12 protein-coding genes, 1 other RNA gene and 1 pseudogene are annotated in these 16,043 nt (G+C 61.9%); 5 read left to right on the top strand and 9 right to left on the bottom strand.

Annotated features, from left to right (window positions below):
• Positions 1-17: 17 nt before the first annotated feature.
• The 6 genes from CSV86_RS30200 to CSV86_RS30175 form a co-directional block, all read right to left on the bottom strand.
• The gene (locus tag CSV86_RS30200; protein WP_080604699.1) at positions 18-1,319 is read right to left on the bottom strand and encodes an MFS transporter; all 1,302 of its coding nucleotides are present in this window, start codon (positions 1,317-1,319) and stop codon (positions 18-20) included.
• 271 nt (positions 1,320-1,590) lie between these two features.
• Positions 1,591-1,981: a transfer-messenger RNA gene (gene ssrA, locus CSV86_RS30195) on the bottom strand.
• A gap of 92 nt (positions 1,982-2,073) precedes the next feature.
• The gene (locus tag CSV86_RS30190) at positions 2,074-2,352 is read right to left on the bottom strand and encodes a PA2433 domain-containing protein (RefSeq protein WP_009394338.1); all 279 of its coding nucleotides are present in this window, start codon (positions 2,350-2,352) and stop codon (positions 2,074-2,076) included.
• Positions 2,353-2,475: 123 nt separating this feature from the next.
• Entirely contained in the window at positions 2,476-5,286 is a 2,811-nt protein-coding gene (locus tag CSV86_RS30185) for an FAD-binding and (Fe-S)-binding domain-containing protein (protein WP_170395320.1), read from the bottom strand.
• A 77-nt stretch (positions 5,287-5,363) separates the two neighbouring features.
• A complete protein-coding gene (gene lldD, locus CSV86_RS30180; protein ID WP_009404275.1) occupies positions 5,364-6,509 on the bottom strand; it encodes an FMN-dependent L-lactate dehydrogenase LldD in 1,146 nt (381 codons plus the stop codon).
• A 71-nt stretch (positions 6,510-6,580) separates the two neighbouring features.
• On the bottom strand, positions 6,581-8,245 hold the full coding sequence (locus CSV86_RS30175) for a lactate permease LctP family transporter (RefSeq protein ID WP_009404276.1): 1,665 nt from the start codon (positions 8,243-8,245) through the stop codon (positions 6,581-6,583).
• A gap of 255 nt (positions 8,246-8,500) precedes the next feature.
• On the opposite strand from CSV86_RS30175, the gene CSV86_RS30170 reads away from it, so the two are divergent.
• On the top strand, positions 8,501-9,268 hold the full coding sequence (locus CSV86_RS30170) for an FCD domain-containing protein (protein ID WP_009404277.1): 768 nt from the start codon (positions 8,501-8,503) through the stop codon (positions 9,266-9,268).
• Between the two features lie 65 nt (positions 9,269-9,333).
• Here CSV86_RS30170 and smpB read toward each other — a convergent pair whose 3' ends face one another.
• A complete protein-coding gene (gene smpB / locus CSV86_RS30165) occupies positions 9,334-9,816 on the bottom strand; it encodes an SsrA-binding protein SmpB (protein WP_009404278.1) in 483 nt (160 codons plus the stop codon).
• Positions 9,817-9,940: 124 nt separating this feature from the next.
• On the opposite strand from smpB, the gene CSV86_RS30160 reads away from it, so the two are divergent.
• A complete protein-coding gene (locus CSV86_RS30160; RefSeq protein WP_009404279.1) occupies positions 9,941-10,375 on the top strand; it encodes a type II toxin-antitoxin system RatA family toxin in 435 nt (144 codons plus the stop codon).
• 60 nt (positions 10,376-10,435) lie between these two features.
• Here the strand turns inward: CSV86_RS30160 and CSV86_RS30155 are convergent, their stop codons facing one another.
• Complete coding sequence (locus tag CSV86_RS30155) at positions 10,436-10,960, bottom strand: outer membrane protein assembly factor BamE (RefSeq protein WP_009404280.1); 525 nt, start codon at positions 10,958-10,960, stop codon at positions 10,436-10,438.
• A 97-nt stretch (positions 10,961-11,057) separates the two neighbouring features.
• Between CSV86_RS30155 and fur the strand changes: the two genes are divergently transcribed.
• Positions 11,058-11,462: a ferric iron uptake transcriptional regulator gene (fur, locus tag CSV86_RS30150; protein WP_009404281.1), complete on the top strand. Its 405-nt coding sequence runs from the start codon at positions 11,058-11,060 to the stop codon at positions 11,460-11,462.
• A gap of 71 nt (positions 11,463-11,533) precedes the next feature.
• Here fur and recN read toward each other — a convergent pair.
• Positions 11,534-13,206 (bottom strand): annotated as a pseudogene (gene recN, locus CSV86_RS30145) (DNA repair protein RecN).
• 228 nt (positions 13,207-13,434) lie between these two features.
• On the opposite strand from recN, the gene grpE reads away from it, so the two are divergent.
• Together grpE and dnaK are read left to right on the top strand one after the other, a co-directional pair.
• Positions 13,435-14,001: a nucleotide exchange factor GrpE gene (gene grpE / locus CSV86_RS30140; RefSeq protein ID WP_009404283.1), complete on the top strand. Its 567-nt coding sequence runs from the start codon at positions 13,435-13,437 to the stop codon at positions 13,999-14,001.
• 102 nt (positions 14,002-14,103) lie between these two features.
• Positions 14,104-16,023, top strand: coding sequence for a molecular chaperone DnaK (dnaK, locus tag CSV86_RS30135; RefSeq protein ID WP_009404284.1), 1,920 nt, complete (start codon positions 14,104-14,106; stop codon positions 16,021-16,023).
• Positions 16,024-16,043: the final 20 nt, after the last annotated feature.

The following is a 16,043-nucleotide window of genomic DNA, read 5'->3' as shown; positions in this document are numbered from 1 at the left end:
CCTTGTCTTTTGTTGGATCAGGCGATCGCCTGGTTGCCCCCGGCTGAAGCGACCGGACGTGGAGCCGGCACCGCAGTCACCTCTTTCGCCACCTTCCACACCAGCAACGCAGCAATCACATCGAACGCCGCCAGCACTACGAACAGCGGGCTGTAGCCGATCTGCGTGACCAGGATGCCGAAAGCCAGGGTGAATACGGTGGCGCCGAGGTAACCGCACATCCCGCCCATGCCGGTGGCAGTGGCGACCTGGTCACGGGTGAAGGAGTCCGAGGTGATCGAGTACAGCGCGCCGGACAGGGTCTGGTGGGCGAAGCCGCCAATGCACAGGAGCAGGATCGCGGTGTAGGGGCTTTCCACCAGGCCGATGCAGGCAGGGCCGATCATGCAACTGGCGCCGAACACCAGGACCATCTTGCGCGAGGTGAACAGCGATACCTTGAGATAACGGTGGAACAGCGGGCTCAGGTAGCCGCCCAGCACGCAGCCGATATCCGCGGCAAGGAAGGGCAGCCAGGCGAACATCGCGATCTCCTTGATGTTCATGTGCCGTTCGGTCATCAGGTACAGCGGGATCCAGGCATTGAAGGTCTGCCAGGCCGGCTCGGAGAGAATGCGCGCCGAGGCGATGGCGTAGAAGTTGCGGGTCTTGAAGATCTTTTTCCAGGCGCCTTTCTCGCGTTTCTCCTGCTTGAAGTGGGCTTCCTGGCCGGAAAGGATGTAGTCGCGTTCTTCTTCGCTCAGGCGCTTCTGGTCGCGCGGGTGCCTGTAGAGCAGCATCCACAGCAAGGTCCAGATGATCCCCGCCACGCCGACCAGCACGAACGCCAGTTGCCAGCCACTGTGCAGGATCGCCCAGACCACCAGTGGCGGCGCCAGCAGCGCACCGAACGACGAACCGATATTGAACCAGCCGATCGCCACCGAGCGCTCCTTGGCCGGGAACCACTCGGTGGTCGCCTTGACCCCGGCGGGCAGGCCAGCGGCTTCGGTCATCCCCAGCAGCCCGCGCATGAACGCCATGCTCTGCCAGCCGCTGGCCAGGGCCGCACCGGCGCAGGCGACGGACCAGGCCAAGGCGAACACGGCGAAGCCGAGCTTGGTGCCGATGAAATCGATCAACCAGCCGGCGATCGGCTGCATCAGCGCGTAGCAGAACTGCCAGGCGGCCACGATCTTGGCGTATTCGGCGGTGGAGATGGAGAGGTCGGTCATCAAGGTGGGCGCGGCCACCGACAGGGTGTTGCGAGCGAGGTAGTTGACGACGAGCCCAGCCGTAACAAGGCTGACCATCCACCAACGGATGCCTTTTATTTTCATGGTTCACCTGGCGTTATTTTTAGAGGTGCGGTGCTTGTCTCGGTGCTGGCATGGCGAAGTGAGACAAAATGTTTCCATGAGAGGATGTCATGTTGTGTGTCGTCGTACAACTAGAATTGCGTGAATTCAGGCTAATGGCTTGTGCACACGCGGTTTGGCGCGCGTTGTCATACGATCTCTTGAGAGTGTCGTCCGTGAGGAGGTTGAAATCCAGGCAACAAAAAAGGCCCTTTCGCGAACCTCGCGAAAGGGCCTTTCTGTCTTGCGTATTTGGTGGAACCGGGGGATTTGAACCCCCGTCCGCCAGTACTCCGCTGTCGGTACTACATGCTTAGCCGTGTCTATTGAGTTAATCCGCAGCCGCCCGACGGGCAGGGTGCTTTGGACGAGTTGTGTAAGTTTTAGCCGCTTCGTCCACAACGTACTGCACGGCGATCCTGTTCTGTATGACAATCATTTCGGGTTTACAGGCATCCCCTGATGATTGCTGGAGCCGAAGCTACCAGAAGGGCGGGCTCGGCTGCTTACGCAGCGAGAGCGTAACCCTCGAAGGTTTCGTCATTGGCAACTATAGAAAGTTGCAACAGTGGATTTACGAGTTCTGTTACCAACTCGGCATGCACCTAGAGTTTCATCACCGGCGTCGAATCCTAATCGGCCCCATTTTTACTGCTCTAAGCGAGCGCTTTCTCAAGCGCGTAAGGCGGAGTATACGCCATCCGGGCGACGTATACCATCGCCCGGATGCGCGGGCTCACTCGCTGCCGCCACCCTTGGTGGTGTTCTGCAGGTCCTGCAGGGCCTTGGTGGTAAGGGCGATGCAGTCCTTGTCGTTGCCGGCGGTTTTCGCGGCGCGTGCGTCGTCGGCCTGTTCCTTGACCGATTTGACCAGCTCTTCGGATGTGGCGCCAAGACTGGTCAGTTGATCGTCGATCTTCTGCAGGTTGGCAGTGCACAGGTCATCCGCCGCGAACACAGGGGAGGCAAGCAGTGCGGCGGTCATGAACAGTCCGGTAATCGCAGTACGCTTCATGTGAATCTCCTTGGCTGGGAAGGCCTCGGGAAATGGGCCTGATGGGTGGACTGCGCCGCCCTTGAAGGAGTTCACGGGAATGTCACGACCGGTTGGCTTGTTTTGCCAACCGGCCGGAAACGGTCAGATGGTGCGCGGGCGGGTCACCCGGTCCACCAGGTAGACCAGGCCGTGGTAGTCGATGCCTGAATGACTCGACAGACCGATCTCGCAGGTGCGACTGGTGGAAATGCCTTCCTCGCAATACTGCACCGCGTCCTTCAGGCTGCGCAGCGAGTGGGCGTTGAGTTCCGGGGTGGTGAAGCCCTTGTCGCCGGCGAACCCGCAGCAGTGGATACCTTCCGGGATCACCACCTGCTTGCTGCACAGGCGCGCCAGGTCGATCAGCGCCTGGCTTTCACCGAGGTGCTGGGTGCTGCAGGTGACATGCACCGCCACCGGCGCGTCCTGCGGCGTGAACTCGAGCTTGTCGAGCAGGTGGGTGCGGATGAAGCGCACCGGGTCGTACAGGTCAAGCCGGGTCTCGGCCAGATCCTCCACCAGGCGCAGGGTGCAAGGGCTGGTGTCGCAGTAGATCGGATCGAGGCCGCCGCGGCTGGCATGGAGCAGGGCACCGAGCAGCTCCTGGCGCTTGTGTTCGGCCTGTTCGGCATAACCCTTGGACGCGAAGGGCTGGCCGCAGCAGAGGCTGTCCTGGTTCTCCGGGAAGACCACCTGGTAACCGGCCTTTTCCAGCAGGCGACGGGTCTTGTCCAACAGAGAAGTCTGTTCCTTGTCTCCCGCTGCCGGGCCCATCACCCGCGAGACGCAGGCGGCCAGGTAGACGACCCGTGGCCGCGCATCGGTGCCGGCAAGGCCGACCTTCGGCGACTTGAGCGGTTGCGGCATGGCTGGCGTCCATTGCGGCAGGCGACCCTTGCTCGCTTTGCTCAACGAATGACTGATGCGGGCAAGGCGCGGTGCACCGAGCAAGCGCCGCGCGCCGTCGGCGATACGTAGTGTCAGGCGGGCGCCACTGAGAGCCGTATGGAAATTCTCCACCAGCCAGTCCGCAGTCTTGCCGTGACGTGCGGCTTTTCCACGCAGCTTCTTCACCAATTCACCGGTGTTTATCCCGACCGGGCAGCGCTGGGCACACAGCCCCGTCGCCGCGCAGGTGTCGATGCCCTGGTAGCGGTAGTCGCGTTCCAGTGCCGAGGTGTCTTCGCCGGCGCGCTTCTTCGCCTGGATATCCCGCCACATCACGATGCGTTGGCGCGGGCTCAGGGTCAGCCCTTTGGAGGGGCAGACCGGCTCGCAGAAACCGCACTCGATGCACTTGTCGACGATTTCGTCGGCCGCCGGCAGCGGCTTCAGATGCTTCAGATGGATGTCCGGATCTTCACTGAGGATCACGTCCGGGTTGAGGATGCCGTTGGGGTCGAGCAGGCGCTTGAGCTTCCACATCAGTTCATAGGCATCGCGGCCCCATTCCAGTTCGACGAAGGGGGCCATGTTGCGCCCTGTGCCGTGCTCGGCCTTGAGCGAGCCGCCGAACTCCACGGCGACCAAGTGCGCCACGTCATCCATGAAGGCCTGGTAGCGGGCGATCTCCGTCGCGTTATTGAAGCCCTGGGTGAAGACGAAGTGCAGGTTGCCTTCCAGTGCGTGGCCGAAAATGATCGCCTCGTCGTAGCCATGCTTGTCGAACAGCAGGATCAGGCGGTTCACACCTTCGGCCAGTTGCTCGACGGGAAAGGTGACGTCTTCGATGATGACTGTAGTCCCGGTCTGGCGCACTGCGCCGACGGCAGGGAAGGTGTCCTTGCGAATTTTCCACAGCAGGTTGTACACCGCCGGGTCTTCGCTGAAATCGACCTTCTGCTCCAGCGGGAAATCGGCGATGGACGCCATGATCTGCGCCAACTGCTCATGCAGCAGCGTCTGACTGGCCGCGCGGGATTCGATGAGCAAGGCGCAGGCATTTTCCGACAGGCCTTTCACCCATTCCGGCATGCCCGGCTTGTCCTGCACCGAGCGCATGCTGCGCCGATCGAGCAGTTCCACGGCGGATACCGGTTGCTGCTTGAGCACGGTGACAGCGCGGCAGCAGCTCTCCACGGTCGGGAAGACGATCAGCGCCGAGGCCTTGTGCGGGTGGTCGGGTACGGTGTCGTAGGTCACCGCGCTGATAAAACCGAGGGTGCCTTCGGAGCCGACCAGCAGGTGTTGCAGGATGTCGAGTGGCTGGTCGTAGTCCACCAGTGCATTCAGCGACAGGCCAGTGGTGTTCTTGAGCCGGTACTTGTGCCGGATACGCTCGGCCAATGCGGTATTGGCGCGGGTTTCGCGACCAAGCCGGGCCAGTTCGTCGAGCAGCCCGGCGTGGCTGCTTTCGAAGGCGGCCACGCTTGCCGGGTCTTCACTGTCCAGCCGGGTACCATCGGCCAGCACCAGGCGCAGGCCGGCGAGGGTGTGATAGGTGTTCTGCGCAGTACCGCAGCACATGCCGCTGGCGTTGTTGGCAACGATGCCGCCGATCTTGCAGGCATTGATCGACGCCGGGTCGGGGCCGATTTTGCGCCCGAACGGTGCGAGCCAAGCGTTGGCCTGGGCACCGATGACCCCCGGCTGGAGGCGGATCTGTTTGCCCTGGCCGCGGATTTCACGGCCGTTCCAGTTATCGCCGAGCACGATCAGCACCGAGTCGCTGATGGCCTGGCCCGACAGGCTGGTTCCGGCGGCGCGGAAGGTCACCGGCACGCGGTCGCGCTGGGCCAGATGGATCAGGCCGACCACTTCGTCTTCGGATTCGACCCGTACCACCAGCTTGGGAATCAGCCGGTAGAAGCTGGCATCGGTGCCGAAAGCCAGGGTCGAAGTCGGATCGTCGAAGCGACGGTCGGCGGGAATCAGGCGCTCGGCATCGCGAAGGAACGCGGCGGGCAGGCTCATGCAAACTCCTCGCGGAGCCACGGCGTCTGGCGCGCCGCGTGCTCCGGTCAATCAGGCGGTATAAAGGGCGGGCGCGCTCAGGCGCCCAGTTCGCGGACCAGGGAATCGCGGGTGATCTCGCTGATCGACTTGGCGCCGGTCAGGACCATCGCCACGCGCATTTCCTTCTCGAACAGTTCCAGCAAATTACGCACGCCAGCCTCGCCGTGGGTGGCCAGGGCGTAGAGGAAGGCGCGGCCGATCATCACGGTATCGGCGCCGAGGGCGATCATGCGTACCACGTCGAGGCCGCTGCGGATGCCCGAGTCGGCAAGGATCCTGATATCGCCCTTTACCGCGTCGGCAATGGCCGGCAGGGCCCGGGCGCTGGAGAGTACGCCATCGAGCTGGCGACCGCCGTGGTTGGAAACGACAATACCGTCGGCACCGAATTTCACCGCGTCACGGGCGTCGTCTGCATCGAGGATGCCCTTGATGATCATCGGACCGTCCCAGAATTCGCGGATCCATTCCAGGTCTTTCCAGGAGATGGACGGGTCGAAGTTGGCACCGAGCCAGCCGATGTAGTCGGCCAGGCCGGTGGGGTTGCCGCGGTACTTGGAAATGTTGCCCAGATCGTGCGGGCGACCCAGCAGGCCGACATCCAGGGCCCATTGCGGATGGGTCATGGCTTGCCATACACGGCGCAGCGGTGCGTTCGCCCCGCTCATGCCGGAATGGGCATCGCGATAGCGGGCGCCGGGAACCGGCATGTCGACAGTGAACACCAGGGTCTTGACCCCGGCGGCTTTGGCTCGCTCCAGCGCATTGCGCATGAAGCCTCGGTCTTTCAGGACATAAAGCTGGAACCACATTGGCCGGTCGATGGCCGGGGCGACTTCCTCGATCGGGCACACCGACACCGTGGACATGGTGAAGGGAATGCCTTTCGAAGCCGCCGCGCGTGCTGCCTGGACTTCACCACGACGGGCATACATGCCGGTCAGGCCGACCGGGGCGAGGACCACGGGCATATTCAGGGTTTCGTCGAAGAGCCTGGTCTGCAGGCTCAGTTCGGACATGTTTTTCAGAACGCGCTGGCGCAAGGCAATGCTCGCCAGATCCTCGACGTTATGGCGCAGGGTGTATTCGGCGTAGGCGCCACCGTCGGCGTAATGGAACAGGAACGGCGGCAGCTTGCGCTGGGCCGCAGCGCGGTAGTCGGTGGAGGCAGAAATGATCATGGGATCTCGCAGCTATCTGTGTGAGAAGGCAACTGCCGGGCGCGTCGGGAGCGCGCCCGGCCCCTGTCACTTTAGTGAACCAGCATGCCGGTCAGCCAATACGCCTGGATCAGAGTGATCAGGCCGACGATGGTGGCGAAGAACAGGCTGTGCTTGAGGGTGAAGCGGAACAGGTCCGATTCCTTGCCGACCAGGCCGGTGGCGGCGCAGGCCACGGCGATGGACTGTGGCGAAATCATCTTGCCGGTTACGCCGCCGCTGGTGTTGGCCGCGACCAGCAGGGTGTCGTTGACGCCGATCTGGTGTGCGGTGGTGGCCTGCAGCGAGCTGAACAGGGCATTGGACGACGTATCCGAGCCGGTCAGGAACACACCCAGCCAGCCAAGGAACGGCGAGAAGAACGGGAACGCGGCGCCCGTACCGGCCAGGACCAGGGCCATGGTCGAGGACATGCCCGAGTAGTTGGTGACGAAGGCGAAGGCCAGCACCATGCCGATGGACAGGATCGGCCAGCGCAGCTCGTAGAAGGTTTCCTTCAACGTGGTCAGGCCGGTTTTGAGGTTGATCTTCAGGACGATCATCGAGATCAGCGCAGACAGGAAGATCGCGGTGCCGGTGGCAGAGATCGGGTCCAGCTTGAAGACTGCCGGGATCGCCGTCGGGTTGGCGACGATCGGTGCGGTCTTGATCACCAGTTGATCCAGGTGCGGGATGGCGAAGTTGAACACCCAGTTGTACATCGAGCCGCCGGAGGCGAAGGCGGCCTTGAACGGCTTCAGGGTCCAGATGGTGACCAGCACGGTGAGGATCAGGAACGGCGACCACGCCTTGAAGATTTCGCCGAAGCTGTACGGGGTCGGCTGGCTGCCGCCCTTGACCACGGCGGCGCCGACGCTGGCGGTAGCGGTGGTGAAGGAGTTCTTCGGCTGCCAGACCTTGAGGAACAGGGTCAGGGCGATCAGCGAGGCCAGGGCCGAGGTGATGTCGGGCAGTTCCGGGCCGATGAAGTTCGAGGTGAAGTACTGGGTGACGGCGAAGCTCAGGCCGGCGACCAGCGCGGCAGGCCAGGTTTCCTTCACGCCCTTGAGGCCGTCCATCATGAAGACCAGCCAGAACGGCACGAACAGCGACAGCAGCGGCAACTGGCGACCGGTCATAGCGCCGATGTGGAAGGCGTCGATGCCGGTGACCTGGCCGGCCACGATGATCGGGATGCCCAGGGCACCGAAGGCCACGGGCGCGGTATTGGCGATCAGACACAGGCCGGCGGCGTACAGCGGGTTGAAACCGAGGCCGACGAGCAGGGCGGCAGTAATGGCGACAGGTGCGCCGAAACCGGCAGCGCCTTCGAGGAAGGCGCCGAAGCAGAAGCCGATCAGCAGGACCTGCAAGCGCTGGTCATCGGTAATCGACAGCACGGAGCTGCGGATCACTTCGAACTGGCCGCTTTTGACCGTCAGTTTGTAGAGGAACACCGCGGCGACGATGATCCAGGCGATGGGCCACAGGCCGTAGGCAAAACCGTAGCCGGCAGCGGCGAACGCCATGTCGGCAGGCATCTGGAAGGCGAAGATCGCTACCAGGATCGACAGGGCCAGGGTGATGCTGCCAGCGATGTGTCCCTTGAGTCGGAACACGGCCAGCGCCAGGAAAAAGAACACGATCGGGATGACTGCCGCCAGGGCGGACAGGCCGAGACTACCAAGCGGACTATAGAGTTGTTGCCAGGTTTGCATATGGGGTGGCCCCTAATTGTTTTTGGTAAGGCGCTGGCATTGGTTAATTGGTAATACCAATTTACAATGGCGAGGCGCTAGGTTAAAAGCCTCTCCGTGGGTGTGTCAATTTGTCCTCGTGAAACTTTGGTCGCAGGGCCGACGAAAGGGTTGGCTGAGTGGTAAGGAAACTTGCCAACTGATGGGTGTGGAGACGGGCGGGATAGGCCAGAATAGGCGCCCCCGAACTGACTCGGGGATTGTGGAGAGCACGTGATGGTTTTCGACCAGGTCCGCCAGCGCCGTTTGTCCGACGATATCGTCGAGCGGCTGGAGGGAATGATTCTTGAGGGCACCCTCACCGCTGGCGAGCGTCTGCCGGCCGAGCGGGTGCTGGCCGAACAGTTCGGCGTTTCCCGTCCGTCGTTGCGCGAGGCGATCCAGAAGCTGGTGGCCAAGGGCATGCTGGTCAGCCGCCAGGGCGGCGGAAACTACGTGGCGGAGTCGTTGGGTACGACCTTCAGCGATCCGTTGCTGCAGTTGCTCGAAAGCAACCCGGAGGCCCAGCGTGACTTGCTGGAGTTTCGCCACACCCTGGAAGCCTCATGCGCTTATTACGCGGCGATGCGTGCGACCGATGTGGATCGCGAGCGGCTCAAGGCGGCGTTCGATGCCTTGCAGGATTGCTACAACCGCAATGACGAGGTGACCCGGGCCGAAGAGGGCGCCGCCGACGCGCGCTTTCACCTGGCGATTGCCGAGGCCAGTCACAACGCGGTATTGCTGCACACCATCCGCGGCTTGTTCGACCTGCTCAAGCGCAACGTGGTGACCAATATCGGCGGCATGTACCAGCAGCGTTCGGAGACCCGGGACATGCTGATCAGCCAGCACCGGGACCTGTACCTGGCGATCGTCGAAGGGCGCGCGCAGGATGCAAGGGAAGTGTCGAGCCGACACATCCTGTATGTGCAGGAAGTACTGGAGGAGGCGCGGCAGGAAGTGCAGCGGGTGGCGCGGGCGGAGCGGCGCAAGGGGCGTTGACTTTCTGTGCCCTGATGGCGTCATCGCCGCACCGCAGCGATGACGCCATCAGGGCACAGAAAGAACTAGTCTTCCCGCCCCTTGTTACGCACCGCGCGCTGCAGCTCGCGATTGGAATCGCGCTCGCGCTCGGTGTCGCGCTTGTCGTATTCCTTCTTGCCCTTGCCCAGGGCAATTTCGCACTTGATCAGGTGCTTGCTCCAGTACAAGGACAGCGCGACGCAGGTGTAGCCTTTCTGCTGCACGCCCACGTACAGGCGCTCGAGTTCGCGGCGGTTGAGCAGCAGCTTGCGGGTACGGGTCGGGTCGGCGATGACGTGGGTGCTGGCGGTGGTCAGCGGGGTGATATGACTGCCCATCAGCCAGGCTTCACCGTCCTTGAGCAGTACATAGCTGTCCACGAGGTGCGCCTTGCCGGCACGCAGGCTTTTTACTTCCCAACCGGACAGGACCAGTCCGGCCTCGAACTTGTGTTCGATGAAGTAATCGTGTCGCGCTTTCTTGTTCTGCGCGATGGTCCCTGTCGGATGTTTCTTTTGTTTGGCCATAGGGGCGGCATTATAGGGAGTCGCTGCGTCGTCGGCTACGGGGAAGTGGCGAGCTTGAGGCGGCGCGGTGAATCCCGGACAATGCCCCGCATCCTTTTTGTTCACGTTTGGAAATGACGCCTGGATGACTACCCATATACAACGGTCGGCCTTGCTGCCTTACCCCGCTCAGGCGCTCTACGATCTGGTCAACGATGTGGATCGCTACCACGAGTTCCTGCCCTGGTGTTCCGGTTCCACCGTGCTGGAGCAGAGCGAGACCGCCATGCGGGCCAGGGTCGAGGTCGCGAAGGGCGGGCTCAGCCAGCACTTTGTAACGCGCAATGTACTGGTGCCGGGGCAATCCATCGAGATGAATCTGGAAGAGGGGCCGTTCAGCCAGTTGCATGGCCTTTGGGTGTTCAAGCCCTTGGGCGAGAAGGCCTGCAAGATCAGCCTGGACCTGTCGTTCGAATATTCCGGAGCCTTGGTCAAGGCGACATTGGGGCCACTGTTCAACCAGGCGGCGAATACCCTGGTCGATGCGTTCTGCCAGCGGGCCAAGCAGCTCTACGGTTGACAGGCCACAGCTCAAAAAAAAGCCCGAACATCTGTTCGGGCTTTTTTATGCACGCCTTGATTACTCGGTTTGCAGTGGCGGCGGCGCCGGCACCGGCATGACTTCGATGGTGTCGACGTCGCGCTGGATCTTCTCTTCCAGCGAGCCCGGGCGGGCAGGTTTCTCTGGTGTTGCCGGCTCGGCCTGTTGCTGGCCTGGCTGGCTGACAGTCGTGCTGCTTTCGTTACCAAGAATTTCCTGGTCGCGGCTCTTGCCGGGCATGAAGTCGCCGGAGAGACTGGCCAGCTGGTCGTTCTCATTGAAGAAGACGCTGATGCGTTCCTGTTGGCGCTCACCGCCTCCAGGTTGCAGGCTGTACAGGTAATCCCAGCGATTGGTGTGGAAGGTGTCCTGGATCAGCGGGTTGCCCATGATAAACCGTACTTGGCGACGGGTCATTCCGGGGCGCAATTGGTCTATCATGTCCTGCGTTACGACATTGCCCTGCTGGATGTCGATTTTGTAAACCCCGGGAAACGAGCAACCGGCGAGTGCGAGCAGTCCCACGAGGGTGAGGCTGGTTAGCAAGAGCTTGGTGTTTTGCATCGGTGGGCGACTTCCACTATCTTGGCTGGACAACGTAAACCCCGATCATACCCGTATTCAGAGAAGCTGCGAAGCAGCATCGGCGAGAAAGCTGACCATGGTTGAAAATAGCGAACTGCGCAAAGCCGGTCTCAAGGTGACCCTGCCTCGAGTCAAGATCCTACAGATGCTCGACTCTACCGAGCAGCGCCACATGAGCGCTGAAGACGTCTACAAGGCGTTGATGGAGGCGGGGGAAGATGTCGGCCTGGCCACGGTTTATCGTGTCCTGACCCAGTTCGAGGCTGCCGGCCTGGTCGTACGTCACAACTTCGACGGCGGTCACGCGGTATTCGAATTGGCCGATGGCGGCCATCACGACCATATGGTCAACGTGGACTCCGGTGAGGTGGTCGAATTCTTCGATGCTGAAATCGAGAAGCGCCAGAAGGAAATCGTTGCCGAGCACGGTTACGAACTGGTCGATCACAACCTGGTGTTGTACGTGCGCAAGAAGAAGTAAGCGTTCGTGCTTGTTTGCATCAATAAAGAAGGCGACCCACGGGTCGCCTTCTTTATTTCAGGTTTTCCGGATCAGCTCTTGCTGGTCACCACCATCTTCCTGGCGTGGGCCAGTGATTCCTTGGTCAGGTCGATGCCGCCGAGCATGCGTGCCACTTCCTCGACCCGCTCGCGTTTGCCCAGGCTGGTAACGGCCGTGTGCGTGGCATCGCTGTTGCGCACCTTGTGCACGAACAGGTGGTGGTGGCCTTGCGCAGCTACCTGCGGCAGGTGGGTGACGGTCAGGACCTGGCCACGCTCGCCCAGGCGACGCAGCAACTGGCCAACGATTTCTGCAGTGGGCCGCCGATGCCCACGTCCACTTCGTCGAAGACCAGGGTCGGGATTCGCGAGGTCTGCGCGGTGATTACCTGGATCGCCAGGCTGATACGCGACAACTCACCGCCGGAGGCAACTTTTGCCAGCCCCTTGAGTGGCTGTCCGGGGTTGGCACTGACCAGCAGTTCCACCTGTTCCAGCCCGTGGGGGTGAAGGTCTTCGCCGTTGCCAGGTCGAAGTTCGATGCGGAAGCGACCGCCCGGCATGCCCAGGCGCTGGATCTCCTGTTCCACTGCCGACGCCAGCTGGGTTGATGCGCGCTGGCGCAGGCTGCTCAGTTCGCCGGCCTTTTCATGATAGTGGCGGGTGTACGCCTTGAGTTCCTCTTCAAGGCGTTCGATCGATTCGTCGTTGGCATTCAGGCTTTCCAGCTCCTCGCCCAGGCGCTGCTGCAGGTCGAGCAACGCGGTAGGGTGGACGCGGTGCTTGCGCGCAAGGGTGTAGAGAGCATCGAGGCGCTCTTCCAGTTGTTGCAGGCGCATCGGGTCGGCATCGAAGTTGTCGAGAAAGCGGTTGAGTTCGCCAACGGCTTCTTCTACCTGGATCTGCGCGCTGGCGATCAGGTTGACGGCTTCGCCCAGTGCGCGAGGAGCATTCTGCACGGCGGTCAGGCGATTGAGGCTGGCTGTCAGGGCGCTCAGCACATTGCCTGAGTCGCTCTCGCTGCAATGGTCGATCACCTGGCGGCAGATGCCGAACAGGGCTTCGGCGTTGGTCAGGTTCTTGTGCTCCTGCTCCAGTTGCTCCAGTTCGTTTTCGCCAAGGCCCAGGTTGTCCAGTTCTTCCAGCTGGTAGCTGAGCAACTGGTGGCGGGCGCGCTGTTCATCGCCGGAATTGCGCAGGCGTTCCAGTTCGGTGTGGGTCTGCCGCCAGCGTTGTGCAGCCAGCTGGACCTGGCGTGCCAGGTCGGTGGCGCCGGCGTACTCGTCGAGCAGGCGGCGGTGGGTGTCGGTCTTCAGCAACGACTGGTGCTCGTGCTGGCTGTGGATATCGATCAACAGTTCGCCCAGCGCCTTGAGGTCGCCGAGGGGGCATGGGGTGCCGTTGATGTAGCCGCGGCTGCGGCCTTCGGCGGTGACCACGCGACGCAGGATGCAGGGGCCGTCGTTGTCCAGGTCGCGCTCGGCCAGCCAGGAGCGGGCCTCGGGAATGTCGTCCAGGTCGAAGGTGGCGAGGATGTCGGCCTTGTCCGCGCCCGGGCGCACCACGCCGCTGTCGGCGCGATCACCCAGGGTCAGGCCCAGGGCGTCGAGCATGATCGACTTGCCGGCCCCGGTTTCGCCGGTGATGACGCTCATGCCGCGGGCGAGTTCGAGGTCAAGGTGTTCGACGATGGCGTAGTTGTGGATGGACAGGTGCACCAGCATGCGGGCGGCTCCCAGAGTCAATGTCTGGTTATTTATACAGTGTTTTTGAAATTTCTGACAATGCCCTTCCTTAGCACCATTCGCTTGTGCCGCCCGGCTTTTGATCGCGGACAGTTATGTGCCCCGCACATTGATGTTCAATCGCCCTTGAAGCTGCTTTTTGCGACCCCATATAGGCCGGCAGATGCGCGAGTCGAGCTCGCCGACCACATTGAGAGGAGATATTTCATGGCTGATGAGCAGAAGCTGGACGAACTGAATCCAAACGCAGACAAAGCCGCCGAGGCGGGTTCCGAGGATCTGGTTGCGCGCGTGCAGCTGCTCGAGGAGCAGGTTGCCGCAGCCCAGGACCAGGCCCTGCGCACCGCCGCCGACCTGCAGAACGTCCGCCGCCGTGCCGAGCAGGACGTGGAAAAGGCCCACAAATTCGCCCTGGAGAAGTTCGCTGGCGATCTTCTTCCGGTCATCGACAGCCTGGAGCGCGGCCTGGAGCTGTCCAGCGCGGACGACGAAAGCATCCGTCCGATGCGCGAAGGCATCGAGCTGACCCTCAAGATGTTCGAAGACACCCTCAAGCGCTACAACCTCGAAGCCATCGATCCGCACGGCGAACCCTTCAATGCCGAGCAGCACCAGGCGATGGCCATGCAGGAAAGCGCCGACGTCGAGCCGAACAGCGTGCTCAAGGTGTTCCAGAAGGGTTATCAGCTCAACGGACGTCTGTTGCGTCCGGCCATGGTCGTGGTCAGCAAGGCTCCGGCAGCGGTTTCGCCTTCCATCGACGAGAAGGCTTGAAATTAGCCGGATGGCCCCCATCTAGGTGTCAAGCGTTTAAGTGCTACCGCAGTTGGCAACCACCGCTGCGGCAACCAAATCCAAAGTTTCGGGAGAGTTAACATGGGCAAAATCATCGGTATCGACCTGGGGACCACCAACTCCTGCGTCTCCATTCTGGAAAACGGCAACGTCAAGGTGATCGAGAACGCCGAAGGCGCTCGCACCACGCCGTCGATCATCGCTTACGCCAACGATGGCGAGATCCTGGTTGGCCAGTCGGCCAAGCGCCAGGCCGTCACCAACCCGCACAACACCCTGTACGCAGTAAAGCGTCTGATCGGCCGTCGCTTCGAAGAAGACGTCGTGCAGAAAGACATCCAGATGGTTCCGTACAAGATCGTCAAGGCGGACAACAATGACGCCTGGGTCGAAGTCAACGGCCAGAAAATGGCTCCGCCGCAAATCAGCGCCGAAGTCCTGAAGAAAATGAAGAAAACCGCCGAAGACTACCTCGGCGAGGCAGTGACCGAAGCGGTCATCACCGTACCTGCGTACTTCAACGACAGCCAGCGCCAGGCAACCAAGGACGCCGGCCGTATCGCCGGTCTGGACGTCAAGCGCATCATCAACGAACCGACCGCTGCCGCACTGGCCTACGGCATGGACAAGGCCAAGGGTGACCACACCGTGATCGTCTATGACCTGGGTGGCGGTACCTTCGACGTTTCGGTGATCGAAATCGCCGAAGTCGATGGCGAGCACCAGTTCGAAGTGCTGGCAACCAACGGTGACACCTTCCTCGGTGGTGAAGACTTCGACATCCGTCTGATCGACTACCTCGTCGAGGAATTCAAGAAAGAAACCGGTATGAACCTGAAGGGTGATCCTCTGGCCATGCAGCGTCTGAAAGAAGCTGCCGAGAAGGCCAAGATCGAGCTGTCTTCCAGCCAGCAGACCGACGTCAACCTGCCGTACATCACTGCCGACGCTACTGGTCCGAAACACCTGAACGTGAAGATCTCCCGCGCCAAGCTGGAGTCGCTGGTCGAAGACCTGGTTCAGCGCACCATCGAGCCATGCCGCATCGCCATGAAGGACGCCGGCATCGACGTCAGCAAGATCGACGACGTGATCCTGGTCGGTGGCCAGACCCGCATGCCGCTGGTACAGAAAACCGTTGGCGAGTTCTTCGGCAAGGAAGCGCGCAAGGACGTCAACCCTGACGAAGCCGTTGCAATGGGTGCGGCCATCCAGGGCGCCGTTCTGGCTGGTGACGTCAAGGACGTCCTGCTGCTCGATGTCAGCCCGCTGACCCTGGGTATCGAAACCATGGGTGGCGTGATGACCGCGCTGATCGAGAAGAACACCACCATCCCGACCAAGAAGTCGCAGGTGTTCTCGACCGCCGACGACAACCAGAGCGCAGTGACCATTCACGTCCTGCAAGGCGAGCGCAAGCAAGCCGCGCAGAACAAGTCCCTGGGCAAGTTCGACCTGGCCGAGATTCCACCTGCTCCACGTGGCGTTCCGCAGATCGAGGTTACCTTCGACATCGACGCCAACGGCATCCTGCACGTAGGTGCGAAGGACAAGGCCACCGGCAAGCAGCAGTCCATCGTGATCAAGGCCAACTCCGGCCTGTCCGAGGAAGAGATCCAGCAGATGGTTCGCGACGCTGAAGTCAACGCCGAGGAAGACCGCAAGTTCGAAGAGCTGGCCGCCGCCCGCAACCAGGGTGACGCGCTGGTCCACTCGACCCGCAAGATGGTCGCTGACGCTGGTGACAAGGTAACCGCCGAAGAGAAGACCGCGATCGAAGCTGCTGTGGTTGCCCTGGAAGCCGCCGTCAAGGGCGACGACAAGGCTGCCATCGAAGCGAAGATCGAAGAGCTGTCGAAAGTCTCCGCGCCGGTTGCCCAGAAGATGTACGCCGAGCAGGGCGAGAAGCCGGAAGCGGGTGCTCAGGCCCAGCAGGCTGACGACGCCAAGCACGACGACGTCGTTGACGCCGAGTTCGAAGAAGTCAAAGACAACAAGTAATTGCTGCTGGTTGTCGGCCG

This window comes from Pseudomonas bharatica CSV86 (assembly GCF_000319305.2).
Classification (GTDB): Bacteria; Pseudomonadota; Gammaproteobacteria; order Pseudomonadales; family Pseudomonadaceae; genus Aquipseudomonas; species Aquipseudomonas bharatica.
Note: the sequence above shows the minus strand (reverse complement) of the source record. Positions and strands in the feature narration are given on the sequence as shown.

Coding starts and splice junctions, on each gene's coding strand:
- CSV86_RS30200 (WP_080604699.1), bottom strand. CDS start 1,319: ATGAAAATAAAAGGCATCCGTTGGTGGATGGTCAGCCTTGTTACGGCT.
- CSV86_RS30190 (WP_009394338.1), bottom strand. CDS start 2,352: ATGAAGCGTACTGCGATTACCGGACTGTTCATGACCGCCGCACTGCTT.
- CSV86_RS30185 (WP_170395320.1), bottom strand. CDS start 5,286: ATGAGCCTGCCCGCCGCGTTCCTTCGCGATGCCGAGCGCCTGATTCCC.
- lldD (WP_009404275.1), bottom strand. CDS start 6,509: ATGATCATTTCTGCCTCCACCGACTACCGCGCTGCGGCCCAGCGCAAG.
- CSV86_RS30175 (WP_009404276.1), bottom strand. CDS start 8,245: ATGCAAACCTGGCAACAACTCTATAGTCCGCTTGGTAGTCTCGGCCTG.
- CSV86_RS30170 (WP_009404277.1), top strand. CDS start 8,501: ATGGTTTTCGACCAGGTCCGCCAGCGCCGTTTGTCCGACGATATCGTC.
- smpB (WP_009404278.1), bottom strand. CDS start 9,816: ATGGCCAAACAAAAGAAACATCCGACAGGGACCATCGCGCAGAACAAG.
- CSV86_RS30160 (WP_009404279.1), top strand. CDS start 9,941: ATGACTACCCATATACAACGGTCGGCCTTGCTGCCTTACCCCGCTCAG.
- CSV86_RS30155 (WP_009404280.1), bottom strand. CDS start 10,960: ATGCAAAACACCAAGCTCTTGCTAACCAGCCTCACCCTCGTGGGACTG.
- fur (WP_009404281.1), top strand. CDS start 11,058: ATGGTTGAAAATAGCGAACTGCGCAAAGCCGGTCTCAAGGTGACCCTG.
- grpE (WP_009404283.1), top strand. CDS start 13,435: ATGGCTGATGAGCAGAAGCTGGACGAACTGAATCCAAACGCAGACAAA.
- dnaK (WP_009404284.1), top strand. CDS start 14,104: ATGGGCAAAATCATCGGTATCGACCTGGGGACCACCAACTCCTGCGTC.